Here is a 13171-nt window from a genome sequence, read left to right as displayed (position 1 = left end):
CGCGTCCTACCGGGGGAACGGGTCCCGCACGCGGACGCGTTGTCAGTGGCGGCGCGTAGTCTCCGCAGGAGTGGGAACGGCAGCCGTCCGCGTACGGGCGGACACACATGCTCGGGGGAGACGATGCACGCGGTCACGAGCGGGACGACGACCACGGTGCGCACGACGGCGACGCCCACCCGGGCGGTGCCGTCGCTGGTGACCCGGGTCCGCCTCGCGACGTCGCTGGAGGACCCGCGGTGGACGCGCGGCGCCGCCCGGCGGGCACCGGGGGGTGGTGAGACACCGTCGCTGTGGAACACCTCCGCGCTGATGAGCTGCCTGCTCCTGGCCGCGGGCCACCGCACGGCGCCGGGACCGTCCCAGGACCTGCCGGCGCGGTTCCTGGACCGTGAGTTCGGCCGGAGCCGGGTGACGCGGTTCGAGGACGTCGACTTCCCGGGGACCCTCCACCACGAACCCACCCGCCGCTTCCTTCGGCAGACGGGCCTGCCCGAGGACGCCCACCCCTTCCGGCTGGACCGGGACCCGGACGACCTGCCGCTGCCGACGCTGGCCGAGTACTGCGAGGAGTTCCCCGGGCGCCGGGCCCCCGACCGCGCGGCTCACCTCATACGCCTGGGCCGGCTGGCGAGCGGGGATCACGTGGTCGTCGACGGCACGACGGGCGCCGTCCTGACCTGGAGGGCGCCCGACGACGCCCTCCACCCCCTGGTGTCGGACGTCTCCGCCCTCGCCCTCACCCTCTGGGCGCTGCGCCGCGCGACACTGCTGGAGGCCGTGGCGGGGTTCGAACCCGCGTAACTCGCTTTGCAGGCGAGCCCCTCAACCACTCGGGCACACGGCCGTGTCCCGAGCTCGGTCCGGACCGGTGCCGAACTCGGTGACTCGACCGTAGGGCGGCGCGGGGGAGGGGCTCAAGGCATCCGGAGGCGCCGCAACGTGACTGCCACACGCCGTTCACGAACGCTCGGACCGGGCCGGTGGTCGTACGACCAAGGTCCTGGTCCGGGACCGTCTCCCGACAGGGGTCACCGCGGGCTGTGGCCCTTACTCTGGCGACCATGACCGTCCCTGAGCCCCGCGACACCGATGTCGCCGTCCCCGCTGTGACCGCCGTAGACCCCGCGACCCCCGACGACAGCGCCACTCCCGACGACAGCGCCACCCCCGACGGCCCCGCGAGTCCCGACGACACCGTGCTGAGCCGCGCCTACCGGGCGTTGAGCATCGGCATCGTCTCCGTCGTCGTGCTGATCGCCTTCGAGGCGACGGCGGTCGGTACCGCGATGCCGGTGGCGGCGCGGGAGCTGGACGGGGTGTCGCTGTACGCGTTCGCGTTCTCCGGGTACTTCACGACGAGCCTGTTCGGGATGGTGCTCTCCGGACAGTGGTCGGACCGGCGGGGCCCGCTGGCGCCGCTGACCGTCGGGATCGCCGCCTTCGCGGCCGGGCTGGTGCTGTCCGGCACGGCGGGCGCGATGTGGCTGTTCATCCTCGGGCGGGCCGTGCAGGGGCTCGGCGGCGGGCTGGTGATCGTCGCGCTGTACGTCGTCGTCGGGCGGGCCTACCCGGAGCGGCTGCGGCCCGCGATCATGGCGGCGTTCGCCGCGGGCTGGGTCGTCCCGTCCGTCGTCGGCCCGCTGGCCTCCGGAGCGGTGACCGAGCACCTCGGCTGGCGCTGGGTGTTCGTCGGCATCCCGGTGCTGGTGGTGTTCCCGCTGGCCCTCGCGCTGCCGCAGATACGCAGCCGGGCGGCGGGTCCGGTGCGGGGGCCGGACGCGCAGGACGCGCCGGCCTCCTTCGACCGCCGCCGCATCCGCCTCGCCCTCGCCATCTCACTGGGCGCCGGCCTGCTCCAGTACGCCGCCCAGGACCTGCGCTGGGTCTCCCTGCTGCCCGGCGCGGTGGGCGTGGCGCTGCTCGTCCCGGCCGTCCTCGGGCTGCTGCCCCGCGGCACCTACCGGGCGGTGCGCGGCCTGCCCTCCGTCGTCCTGCTCCGCGGCGTCGCCGCGGGCTCCTTCATCGCCGCCGAGTCCTTCGTACCGCTGATGCTGGTCACCCAGCGGGGGCTCAGCCCGACGCTGGCCGGGCTCTCCCTCGCGGCGGGCGGCGCGACCTGGGCGGCGGGCTCCTGGCTGCAGTCCCGGCCGCGCATGGAGCCGTACCGGGACCGGCTGATGACGTTGGGCATGGTGCTGGTCGCGGCGGCCATCGCCACCGCCCCGAGCGTGCTGATCGACGCCGTGCCCGCCTGGACGGTCGCCGTCGCCTGGGGCTTCGGCTGCCTCGGGATGGGCCTGGTGATCTCCTCCACCAGCGTGCTCCTGCTCCAGCTCTCCGCCCCCGAGGAGGCCGGGACCAACTCCGCCGCCCTCCAGATATCCGACGGCCTGTCCAACGTGATCCTGCTGGCCGTCGGCGGAGCCGCCTTCGCGGCCCTCGGCGGCGGCACGGTGACCCACGCCGCCACCGAGGCCACCGGCTCCCACCCGACGGCCTTCGCGGCGGTGTTCCTGCCGATGGCGGCGGTGGCGCTGGTGGGCGCGTGGGTGGCCACACGGGTACGTGAGCGTGCCGAGCCGTGAAACCGGCCGTGGTGGTCGGGAGGGGGCGCTCGCGGGGCGGGCGCGGCGGCTGTGACGTCCGTCCCACCGGGGGGTGACCCGCCCCGGTGGGCGCCTTGATCACGTCGGGGCGCCGGTAGGGTGGCCCGGTTGTCATACGTGGCCGAGCCGTTCTACCCCCCTTCGGAGACCGTGACTACCACCGCCAGCTCCAGCACCTCGCACCACCTCTCCCCGGCCTTCCCCGGCCGCGCCCCGTGGGGCACCGCCAGCAAGCTGCGGGCCTGGCAGCAGGGGGCGATGGAGAAGTACCTCCAGGAGCAGCCCCGGGACTTCCTCGCGGTCGCCACCCCCGGCGCCGGAAAGACCACGTTCGCGCTGACGCTGGCGTCCTGGCTGCTGCACCACCACGTCGTGCAGCAGGTGACCGTGGTCGCGCCGACCGAGCACCTGAAGAAGCAGTGGGCGGAGGCCGCGGCGCGGATCGGGATCAAGCTGGACCCCGAGTACAGCGCCGGACCGCTCAGCCGCGAGTACCAGGGCATCGCCATCACCTATGCGGGCGTCGGCGTGCGCCCCATGCTGCACCGCAACCGCGTCGAGCAGCGCAAGACCCTCGTCATCCTCGACGAGATCCACCACGCCGGTGACTCCAAGTCCTGGGGCGAGGCCTGCCTGGAGGCGTTCGAGCCGGCCACCCGGCGCCTCGCGCTGACCGGTACGCCGTTCCGGTCCGACACCAACCCGATCCCCTTCGTCACGTACGAGGAGGGCAACGACGGCATCCGCCGCTCCGCCGCCGACTACACCTACGGGTACGGCTCCGCGCTCGCCGACGGCGTCGTCCGTCCGGTCATCTTCATGAGCTACAGCGGCAACATGCGCTGGCGCACCAAGGCCGGCGACGAGATCGCGGCCCGGCTCGGCGAGCCCATGACCAAGGACGCGGTCAGCCAGGCCTGGCGCACCGCGCTCGACCCGCGCGGCGAGTGGATGCCCGCCGTGCTGCGCGCCGCCGACCAGCGGCTCACCGAGGTCAGGAAGGCCATCCCGGACGCCGGCGCCCTCGTCATCGCCGCCGACCAGGACTCCGCCCGCGCCTACGCCAAGCTGATCCGCGAGATCACCGGCAGCAAGGCCACCGTCGTCCTGTCCGACGACACCGGCGCGTCGAAGAACATCGACGACTTCAGCGCGAACACCGACCGGTGGATGGTCGCCGTCCGCATGGTGTCCGAGGGCGTCGACGTCCCCCGCCTCGCGGTCGGCGTGTACGCCACGACCATCTCCACGCCGCTGTTCTTCGCCCAGGCCGTCGGACGCTTCGTCCGGTCCAGGCGGCGCGGCGAGACCGCCTCCGTCTTCCTGCCGACCGTGCCCGACCTGCTCACCTTCGCCAACGAGATGGAGCGCGAGCGCGACCACGTCCTCGACAAGCCCAAGAAGGAGGGCGAGGAGGACCCGTACGCCGAGTCCGAGAAGGAGATGGACGAGGCGAACCGGGAGCAGGACGAGGACACCGGCGAGCAGGACATGCTGCCCTTCGAGGCGCTGGAGTCCGACGCCGTCTTCGACCGGGTCATGTACAACGGCGCCGAGTTCGGCATGCAGGCCCACCCGGGGAGCGAGGAGGAGCAGGACTACCTCGGCATTCCGGGCCTGTTGGAGCCCGACCAGGTGCAACTCCTGCTCCAGAAGCGGCAGGCCCGGCAGATCGCGCACAGCCGCAGGAAGCCCGACGACGAGGCCGACCTGCTCGAACTGCCCGCCGAGCGGCGCCCGGTCGTCTCCCACAAGGAGCTGATGGAGCTGCGCAAGCAGCTCAACACCATGGTCGGCGCCTACGTCCACCAGAGCGGCAAGCCGCACGGCGTGATCCACACCGAGCTGCGCCGCGTGTGCGGCGGCCCGCCCAGCGCCGAGGCCACCGCGGGGCAGTTGCGCCAGCGCATCGCCAAGGTGCAGGAGTGGGCGACGCGGATGAAGTGATCCGCGGGGTGGGAGGCGGCCGCGCGAGCGCTGTACGTATCCGGACAAACACAGGTAGTCCCCACCGGTCACCGCCCGGATTCTGGACGGAGCCTTCCGCTGAGCGAACCTGGTCGCTACTGTCCCGCTACGCACACGCCCCGTGGCAGCGCCGCCGCGGAGCGCAGCCGTGAAGCGACTGGGCCCGGGCACAAGGCCGGGCCGTCAGCCGATCGGCGGCCTCTGAAGCGCGTCACTGACGGGACTCGGTGACGCATCCGCCGCGAGGGGGCCGTCGACCTCACCACTAAGGAGTGGGCGTCGTGACCGCGGAGACCTCTCAGACGCTCGACCGGGGACTGCGGGTCCTCAAACTGCTGGCCGATACGGACCACGGGCTGACCGTCACCGAGCTTTCCCACAAACTGGGCGTGAACCGGACTGTCGTGTACCGGTTGCTCGCCACGCTGGAGCAGCACGCATTGGTACGCCGTGACCTGGGCGGACGCGCCCGGGTCGGACTCGGGGTGCTGGGACTGGGCCGTCAGGTGCACCCACTGGTGCGCGAGGCGGCGATGCCCGCGCTGCGGTCGCTGGCCGAGGACATCGGGGCGACGGCCCATCTGACGCTGGTGGACGGGGCGGAGGCGTTGGCCGTGGCCGTCGTCGAACCGACCTGGACGGACTACCACGTGGCCTACCGGGCGGGGTTTCGGCACCCGCTGGAGCGGGGGGCCGCGGGGAAGGCGATCCTCTCCGCCCGGCAGCAGCCGCTGCCCGCCGGCGGCGACGCGGACGGGCCCGGATACACCCTGACCCACGGGGAGTTGGAGACCGGGGCCTGCGGGGCGGCCGCGCCGCTGCTCGGGGTGACGGGGGTGGAGGGCAGTGTCGGGGTGGTGATGCTGGCCGACGTGGTGCCGGAGCGGGTGGGGGCGCGGGTGATGGACGCGGCCCGGGAGGTGGCGGAGGCGTTGAGGTGACGTTCCGAAGGTGAACGCGGGCGCCCCGTACCGAAGATGCTCGACCGGTGCGGGGCGCTGCGTCGTTTGTGCGGGTGTTTCGGTCCCGCGTGGTGTACGAGGGCGCCGCCCCGCGCGGCGGAGCGTCCGTGCCGGGCCGGGCCTGCGGCGCCTTGCCTCCGGGTGGCGCGCGAGTGCGCGCACTCGGAAGCACACGTGTGGATACCCGTCCCCCGGTGGGCCCCGGACACCGTGGCCATGGGGCGCGCCGGCTCCGGCAAGGCGCCGGCCGGCCGAAAGCCGAAAAGGGGAGCGGCATGACCGTGGTGACCGGGTTGGTCACGCACGTCGATCTGGGCGACGACGTCGCGGACGCTCGGCAGATGTCGGTGTCGGCACGGCTGGAAGCCGTCCTTGCGGACGGCCGCAGCCTGGTGTTGCTCGACGGCCGTGGCTGGGGCTGGAGTTCCTCGGCCTCGGCGGATCCCGGGGACCGGATCACGGCCTCGGACATCGAGGAGGATGCCCGCACGGTGGTCGGGCCGGACGAGCCGGTCGACGGCGAGACGCATGAGCGGATGGCGGCTGCCCACTGGCGCCACCTGGCCGGCGTCCTCGGGCGGCAGGGCGTGGACGTGGGTGACCAGGAGCTGGAGCGGCTTCCGCATGACGTCGTGCTCGGTGAACGCCTTCGAGCGCGGCTTCGAGGGCGCCTTTGAGACCCACGAGGACAGCTCCCCCCTGGGGCGCGGGCGCAAGGGCACCGCTAACCGGATAGCTCATCCGAATATGTGTTACCGTCCCGATAACCGGATGGAGTATCCGGATGTTGGTGGAGGGGCGCATGAGGAAGACAGCCGTGGTCACGGCCGGGACGGCCGGTATCGGAATGGAGACGGCGCTGGGGCTGGCCGCCGCCGGCTTCTCCGTCACCGTGGTCGGACGCGACGCCGACCGGGGCGCCCGGGCGGTCGACCGCATCACCGCGGCGAACCCGGAACGCCCCGGCCGGTTCCTGTCCGCCGACCTGGGCTCGCTCGACGCCGTGCGCGCGCTCGCCGACCGGATCGCCTCCGACCACGCCGCCTCCGGTGAACCGCTGACCGTGCTGGTCAACAACGTCGGGGGGATGTTCCCCGAGCGACTGGCCATGGACGGCGTGGAGGCGTCGTTCGTCGTCAACCACCTTTCGCCGTATCTGCTGACGGAACTGCTGCTGCCCACGCTGACGGCCGGTGCGCCGAGCAGGATCGTGAACGTGACCTCGGCCGCGGTGGTCGCCGCCAAGCGGGTCTTCGACGCCGTCGAGCCGCCCGGCGGCTACTACGGTTTCCACTGGTACGGTCGCGCGAAGCTGGCCCACCTCGCCCACACGCTCGACCTGGCGACGCGACTGGAGGGTACGGGCGTCTCGGTGTTCGCCGCCGACCCCGGAGGCGCCGCGACCGCCATGACCGACGGCACCATGACCGACCCGAAGATCGTCTCTCCGGCCCTGCGTCTGCTGTGGCCGCTGGTGCGCCGTAAGTTCGAACGCTCGACGTCGGGTCCGGCGTCCGAGGCCGCCCGGCCCTCGATCGTCGCCGCCACCGACGAGGCTCTGACGGGCCGGACCGGCATCGTCATCGGCGCACGGTCGCGCCCGGTGGCGCCGTTCCGCGCGGCGACCGACCCCCGCCTCGCGGAGGCCGTGCGCCGGCTCGGCGAGCGGTACGCGCCCCTCGTGGCGACCTGACCCGTCAGGCGGGGCCGGCCCGGACGGGCAGGCCATCCGGATGAGCCATCCGATTAACATGTCCCCATGACGACGACGCCACTGCGCAAGGACGCGGCCCGCAACTGGGAACGGATCGTCGCCGTCGCCCGTGAGTTGGTCGAGCAGGGCACACCCTTGCAGCTCAACGACGTCGCCCGCCGCGCGGGACTCGGCGTCGGCACCGTCTACCGGCACTTCTCCACCCCCGAGGCGTTGCTGGAGACCGTCGCCACCCCCTGCCTGGAAGCCCTGGTCGCGCACGGCGAGCAGGCGCTGGCCGACACCGACCCCTGGCGGGCGCTCGAGGGCTTCCTCACCCGTACCGTCGAGGCGCAGGTCACCGACGCCTCCCTGGCCCCGGTCACCGCCGCACCGGAGGAAGCCCTGCCGCGTACCAGGGAGCTCAAGGCGTCGCTGTGGTCGACCGGCACCGAACTCTTCGACCGGGCCCGCGAGGCCGGGACCATCCGTGTCGGCCTGGCCGCCGCCGACATGGTCCCGCTCATGTGCGGCATCGCCTACGCCGTGGACGTCCACGGCGGCGCCGCCGCCGACCGGGTCGGCACCGCGCACCGCTACCTGGCCACCTTGCTCGGCGGCCTGCGCGCCACGCCCTCGAACGCGTGAGACGCCTCCCGGGGCGGGGCCGTACCCATGGTGGGCTGTCCGCGGCCGCGCGGGCGGGCCGCGCTGCCCGCAGCCGGGGCGGCAGCCACCGCGCGTTAGATTGACCCCGTGCTCTCTCGTCTCACACGCCCCCAGGCTCTCGCCGTCTGTGCTCTGCCCGTCGTGGCGCTGCTCGCCGCCGTCCTGTTCGCGCCGTTGCCGTTCTCCGTGGCGCGGCCCGGGCTGACGGCCGACGTGCTCGGCAGCCACCGGGGCGCGCCGGTGATCACGATCAAGGGGGCGCCGACCCACGACACGAGCGGGCAGCTGCGGATGACCGCGATCGAGGCGACCGGCCCGGAGGCGAGCATCCACCTCGGTGACGTGATCGGCAACTGGTTCGACACCGATCGGGCGGTGATGCCGCGCGACGCCGTCTATCCGAGCGGCGACGATCTCAAGGAGATCGAGGAGCACAACGCGGAGCAGATGAAGGAGTCCCAGGACGCGGCGGTCACGGCCGCGCTGGGCTACCTGGACCTCGAGGACTCGGGCGTCGACGTCAGCCTGAGCCTGGAGCGCGTCGGCGGCCCCAGCGCCGGTCTGCTGTTCTCCCTCGGCATCATCGACAAGCTGGGCGCCGACGACCTCACCGGCGGCCGGGTCATCGCCGGTACCGGCACGATCACCTCCGGCGGCAAGGTCGGCGCCGTCGGCGGCGTGCCGCTGAAGACGCAGTCCGCCCGGCGGGACGGGGCCACCGTCTTCCTGGTGCCGAAGGCGGAGTGCTCGGAGGCGCAGGCACAGCTGCCGAAGGGGCTCAGGCTCATCCCGGTCACCACCCTCAAGGGCGCGGTCGACTCGCTGCGGGCCCTGGATTCGGGCAAGGGCGAGGTCCCCGCCTGCTGAGGGCGTGCTGAGCGCGCCCTGCCGATCCTGCCGCGCGGGGCTCAGCTCTCCTTCACGAAGCCCTTCTCCACCATCCAGTCCAGCGCCACCTGGTGCGGGTCCTCCCCGTCCACGTCGACCTTCGCGTTCAGCGTCCGCGCGACCTCGTTGGTCAGCGCCTCGGTGACCGGGGCGAGGACGGAGGCGATCGCCGGCCACTTCTCCAGGGTGTCCGTGCGGACCATGGGCGCCGCGTTGTAGTTCGGGAAGAACTTCTTGTCGTCCTCCATCACCACCAGGTCCATGGACTTGATCCGCCCGTCGGTGGTGTACACCTCGCCGTACGTACAGGCGCCCTTCGCGGTCTGCGTGTAGATGATGCCGGTGTCCATCTGCGTGCTGTTCCGGGCCGGGATGCTCATCCCGTACGCCTTCTGCAGCCCCGGCAGCCCGTCCGCGCGGTTGGCGAACTCGCCCTCCACGCAGAGCGTCACCGCGCCGGGGTCCTTCTTCGCCAGCTCGGCCACCTCGGACATGGTCGTCGTGCGGTACTTCCGGTGGTTGGCCTGGTTCATCGCCAGCGCGTAGGTGTTGTTCAACGACGCGGGCGCCAGCCAGGTCAGCCCCTTCCTCGCATCGGCGTCCCGTACCGCCTCCCACTGCTGCCGCGGGTCGGGGATCGGCCGGCTGTGGCCCAGGTACGTGATCCAGGCGGTGCCCGTGTACTCGTACGCGGCGTCCGCGTCGCCGTTCTCGACCGCCGCGCGGGTGCCGACGGAGCCCTGGATGCCGGTGCGGTCGAGCACCTCGGCGCCGGCCGCCTCGAAGGCGATACCCATGACCGCGCCGAGGACCAGCTGCTCGGTGAACTGCTTGGAGGTGACGGCGAGATCGGCACCCTCCAGCGGCCGGCCCTTCCCGATCGAGCCGGGCTCGACGTCGTCGACCATGGGGGAGCCGCTGGTCAGGCCGCAACTGGCGACCACCGCCAGGACCGCGGCGGCCGGCAGCAGCGACGTACGCCGTCTCATGTCCCCGCCTCCAGACCGTGCGGGCGCAGCAGCAGCTCGGCGAGCGAGGCCAGCCAGTCCACCAGCAGCGCGAGGGCGACGGTGAGGATCGAGCCGAGCACCAGCACCGGCATGCGCTGGCTGGTGATGCCCGTGGTGATCAGCACGCCCAGGCCGCCGCCCCCGCCGAAGGTCGCCAGGGTCGCCGTACCGACGTTCAGCACCAGGGCCGTGCGCACACCGGCCAGGATGAGCGGGACGGCCAGCGGCAGCTCCACGCGCGTGAGCACGCCCAGGGGGGACATGCCGATGCCGCGGGCCGCCTCCAGCAGCGTCGGGTCGTTCGCCTTCAGGCCCGCGATGGTGTTGGAGAGCACCGGCAGGACGGCGTAGACGATGATGCCGATCAGAGCGGCCCTGCGGCCGATGCCCAGCCAGATCACCAGCAGCGCCAGCAGGCCGATCGCCGGGGTGGCCTGTCCCATGTTGGCGAACGCCATCGCCACCGGCGTGGCCCTGCGGAACATCCGGCGGGTCAGCAGGACGCCCAGCGGGATGGCGATGATCAGCACGAAGAAGGTGGAGATCACCGTGAGCTGGACGTGCTGCCACAGGGCCTTGGTGACCTGGCCGTTCGACAGGGCGTTCTGGCTCAGTGCATCCAGCTCGGCCTGCCGGAACCACAGCCAGGTCGCCAGCAGCAGGGCGACCAGGACCGCGGGCAGGAAGGTCAGCTTCTGCCAGGTGACCCGCCGCCCGGTCGCGGCCGGGGACGGCGGGCGGAGCTCCTGCCCCGCCTCGTCCTCGTCCTCGTCGTCGTGGGCGACAGCGTCCTCGTGGCCGCCGTCGGGCCGCCGGCCGGAAGCGGTGCTCACGCCTTCGCCTCCCCTCCGAAGCCTCCGGGACCTCCGGGACCTCCCGGGCCTCCGGGACCTCCCGGGCCTTCGAAGCCGCCGACGCCCTCCTGCTCGGAGTGCGTCTGAGCGGCCCGGGCCTCCTCCAGGTCGTGCTGGTGCTCCAGCGCGTCGAGCCGGTCGGCCTCCAGCATCTCGTGCACGGAGTTCATCAGCGTCTCCATGTCGACGACGCCCTCGTACTGCCCGCGCCGCCCGGTGACCGCGACCCGCCCCGTGTTGTCGGTCAGCACCGCCTCCAGCGCGTCCCGCAGCGTGGCGTCCCGGGTCACCGTGTCGTGCACCAGCGTTCCGGCCCGCGCCAGCGAACCCCTGGCCCGCATCAGGTCGCCGCGCCGCAGCCACTTGTAGGGCCGCCCGCGCCGGTCGAGGAGCAGGATCTCGTTGGTGCCGGCCGCCCGCAGCCGGTCGAAGATGTGCTGGAGCGGGTCCTCCACGGTCACCGTCGGGTAGTCGGTGATCCCCACGTCCCGCACGCGGGTCAGGTTCAGCCGCTTCAGGGCCGCCCCGGCGCCCACGAAACCGGAGACGAAGTCGTCCGCCGGGTTGGTGAGGATGGCCTCCGGGGTGTCGAACTGCGCGATGTGGGAGCGTTCGCGCAGCACGGCGATCCGGTCGCCCAGCTTGATCGCCTCGTCGAAGTCGTGGGTGACGAAGACGATCGTCTTGTGCAGCTCGCGCTGGAGCCGGATCAGCTCGTCCTGGAGGTGGTCCCGGGTGATCGGGTCGACCGCGCCGAACGGCTCGTCCATCAGCAGCACCGGCGGATCGGCCGCCAGTGCCCGCGCCACGCCCACCCGCTGCTGCTGGCCGCCGGAGAGCTGACGCGGATAGCGGCCGTGGAACTCCGCGGCGTCCAGCCCCACCAGGTCGAGCATCTCCTCCACCCGCGACCGGATCCGCGCCTTCGACCAGCCGATCATCTTCGGTACCAGCGCGATGTTCTGCGCGACCGTCATGTGCGGGAAGAGACCGGAGGACTGGATCGCGTACCCGACCTTCCGGCGCAGCTTCACCGGGTCGATGTCGGTGACGTCCTCGCCGTTGATGCGGATGCGCCCGCCGCTGGGCTCGATCAGTCTGTTGATCATCTTCAGGGTGGTGGACTTGCCGCAGCCCGAGGGGCCGACGAAGATCACCGTCTCGCCGGCCCTGATCTCCATCGACACGTTGTCGACGGCCGGCTGCGGATTGCCGGGGTAGCGCTTGGTGAGGGACTCCAGCTCGATGGTCGCCCCGGTGGCGGTGGCGCCGTCACCGGTCGTCCCAGCGGGCCCGGTCGTCTCAGGCACGGATCCCCCTCGGAATGGTCAGCCGCCCGAGCAGGACGTACGCGGCGTCGAACAGCAGCGCCAGGACGATGATCCCGAGCGTGCCCGAGAGGACCTGGTTGAGCGCGTTCCTGCTGCCCAGCGAGGCGATCCCGCGGAAGATCTCGTTGCCGAGGCCCGGGCCGGAGGCGTAGGCGGCGATCGCGGCGATGCCCATCAGCATCTGCGTCGAGACCCGGACCCCGGTGAGGATCGGCGGCCAGGCCAGCGGCAGCTCCACCCGCAGCAGCCGGGCCGCACGCGACATGCCGATGCCCTTGGCCGCGTCCACCAGCGCCGGGTCGACCCCGCGCAGACCGACGATCGCGTTGCGCACGATCGGCAGCAGCCCGTACAGGGTCAGCGCGGTCACCGTCGGCGGCACCCCCAGGCCCACGACCGGGATGAGCAGACCGATCATGGCCAGCGACGGAATGGTCAGGATGGTCGACGTGGTCAGGGTCGCCAGGTTCCCCGCCCACTCGCTGCGGTAGGTGACCGTGCCGATCAGGACCCCGAGCAGCGTCGCCACGACCATGCACTGGAAGACCGCGCTGGCGTGCTGGTAGGCGTCGGTGAGCAGCTGCTGGTGGCGGCTGCCCAGGAACTCCCAGAAGTTCACCGCCGCTCACCTCCGGTCGGCCGGTCTCAGTCGCTGCTGCCCTGGTCGCGGGCCGCCTGCTCCACCAGCGGGATGATCCGCAGCGGAACGGGGTTCTCCATGACGATCGCCGTGGCGGCCCGGACGATGCCATCAAAACCGACAACCCGGTCGATCACCCGCTGGAGATCCGCGTTAGAGCGGGCCACCAGCCGGCACAGCATGTCCCCGGTGCCGGTCGTGGTGTGCAGCTCCAGCACCTCCGGAACGGTCGCCAAGTGCGCCCGTACGTCGGCTCCTTGGCCCTGCCGGATCTCCAGCGTCGCGAACGCGGTCACCGGGTACCCGAGCGCCGCCGGGTCCACCTCCGGACCGAATCCGCGGATGACGCCGTTCGACTGAAGGCGGTCCAGGCGCGCCTGCACGGTGCCGCGCGCCACCCCCAGCCGCCGGGACATCTCCAGCACCCCTGTCCGCGGCTCCCGGGCCAGCAGGCCGATGATCCGCCCGTCCAGTCGATCGATCCCCATCCCCGCACCCTCCCGGCTGGTCATCCTGTACACATCGCCCGCCCCCACCGGCGTATCAC

At 72.5% G+C, this 13171-nt stretch carries 13 protein-coding genes and 1 tRNA gene; 8 read left to right on the top strand and 6 right to left on the bottom strand.

All coding sequences use genetic code 11. The annotated features are described in order from the left end of the window. Nucleotides 1-123: 123 nt before the first annotated feature. Complete coding sequence (locus RM812_RS22910; protein ID WP_311575116.1) at nt 124-804, top strand: SUKH-4 family immunity protein; 681 nt, start codon at nt 124-126, stop codon at nt 802-804. Here RM812_RS22910 and RM812_RS22905 read toward each other — a convergent pair. Beyond that, nucleotides 773-847 (bottom strand) — tRNA-Cys (locus RM812_RS22905). The genes RM812_RS22910 and RM812_RS22905 overlap by 32 nt on opposite strands. A 217-nt stretch (nt 848-1064) precedes the next feature. On the opposite strand from RM812_RS22905, the gene RM812_RS22900 reads away from it, so the two are divergent. The 7 genes from RM812_RS22900 (at nt 1065) to RM812_RS22870 (ending at nt 8768) form a co-directional block, all read left to right on the top strand. Continuing rightward, entirely contained in the window at nt 1065-2588 is a 1524-nt protein-coding gene (locus RM812_RS22900; protein ID WP_311575115.1) for an MFS transporter, read from the top strand. Between the two features lie 171 nt (nt 2589-2759). Then, nucleotides 2760-4556, top strand: a complete 1797-nt coding sequence (locus RM812_RS22895; protein WP_311575114.1) for a DEAD/DEAH box helicase — start codon at nt 2760-2762, stop codon at nt 4554-4556. Between the two features lie 302 nt (nt 4557-4858). Beyond that, nucleotides 4859-5518, top strand: a complete 660-nt coding sequence (locus tag RM812_RS22890) for an IclR family transcriptional regulator (protein ID WP_311575113.1) — start codon at nt 4859-4861, stop codon at nt 5516-5518. A 296-nt stretch (nt 5519-5814) separates the two neighbouring features. Next, nucleotides 5815-6216 carry a hypothetical protein gene (locus tag RM812_RS22885; RefSeq protein ID WP_311575112.1) on the top strand — a complete coding sequence of 134 codons (402 nt, stop codon included), beginning with the start codon at nt 5815-5817 and terminating at the stop codon, nt 6214-6216. Between the two features lie 125 nt (nt 6217-6341). Beyond that, nucleotides 6342-7232, top strand: coding sequence for an SDR family NAD(P)-dependent oxidoreductase (locus tag RM812_RS22880; protein ID WP_311575111.1), 891 nt, complete (start codon nt 6342-6344; stop codon nt 7230-7232). A 66-nt stretch (nt 7233-7298) separates the two neighbouring features. Then, nucleotides 7299-7880, top strand: coding sequence for a TetR/AcrR family transcriptional regulator (locus RM812_RS22875; protein WP_311575110.1), 582 nt, complete (start codon nt 7299-7301; stop codon nt 7878-7880). 108 nt (nt 7881-7988) lie between these two features. Further along, nucleotides 7989-8768 carry a S16 family serine protease gene (locus tag RM812_RS22870; RefSeq protein ID WP_311575109.1) on the top strand — a complete coding sequence of 260 codons (780 nt, stop codon included), beginning with the start codon at nt 7989-7991 and terminating at the stop codon, nt 8766-8768. 41 nt (nt 8769-8809) lie between these two features. Here RM812_RS22870 and RM812_RS22865 read toward each other — a convergent pair whose 3' ends face one another. Genes RM812_RS22865 through RM812_RS22845 form a run of 5 tightly spaced genes read right to left on the bottom strand, consistent with a single transcriptional unit; the run spans nt 8810 to nt 13112 of the window. Continuing rightward, nucleotides 8810-9778 carry a glycine betaine ABC transporter substrate-binding protein gene (locus RM812_RS22865; protein WP_311575108.1) on the bottom strand — a complete coding sequence of 323 codons (969 nt, stop codon included), beginning with the start codon at nt 9776-9778 and terminating at the stop codon, nt 8810-8812. After that, nucleotides 9775-10632: an ABC transporter permease gene (locus RM812_RS22860; RefSeq protein ID WP_311575107.1), complete on the bottom strand. Its 858-nt coding sequence runs from the start codon at nt 10630-10632 to the stop codon at nt 9775-9777. Before RM812_RS22860 ends, RM812_RS22865 begins: the two co-directional genes overlap by 4 nt. Further along, nucleotides 10629-11963 (bottom strand): betaine/proline/choline family ABC transporter ATP-binding protein, encoded by a 1335-nt coding sequence (locus tag RM812_RS22855; protein ID WP_311575106.1) that lies wholly within the window; start codon nt 11961-11963, stop codon nt 10629-10631. The genes RM812_RS22860 and RM812_RS22855 overlap by 4 nt, the downstream gene beginning before the upstream one ends. Beyond that, nucleotides 11956-12603 (bottom strand): ABC transporter permease, encoded by a 648-nt coding sequence (locus RM812_RS22850; RefSeq protein ID WP_311575105.1) that lies wholly within the window; start codon nt 12601-12603, stop codon nt 11956-11958. Before RM812_RS22850 ends, RM812_RS22855 begins: the two co-directional genes overlap by 8 nt. A gap of 26 nt (nt 12604-12629) precedes the next feature. Next, nucleotides 12630-13112 carry an Lrp/AsnC family transcriptional regulator gene (locus RM812_RS22845; protein ID WP_311575104.1) on the bottom strand — a complete coding sequence of 161 codons (483 nt, stop codon included), beginning with the start codon at nt 13110-13112 and terminating at the stop codon, nt 12630-12632. Between the last annotated feature and the right edge of the window lie 59 nt (nt 13113-13171).

It is taken from the genome of Streptomyces lancefieldiae, from assembly GCF_031845825.1.
GTDB lineage: Bacteria > Actinomycetota > Actinomycetes > Streptomycetales > Streptomycetaceae > Streptomyces > Streptomyces lancefieldiae.
This window is presented reverse-complemented; position numbering and strand designations above follow the sequence as displayed.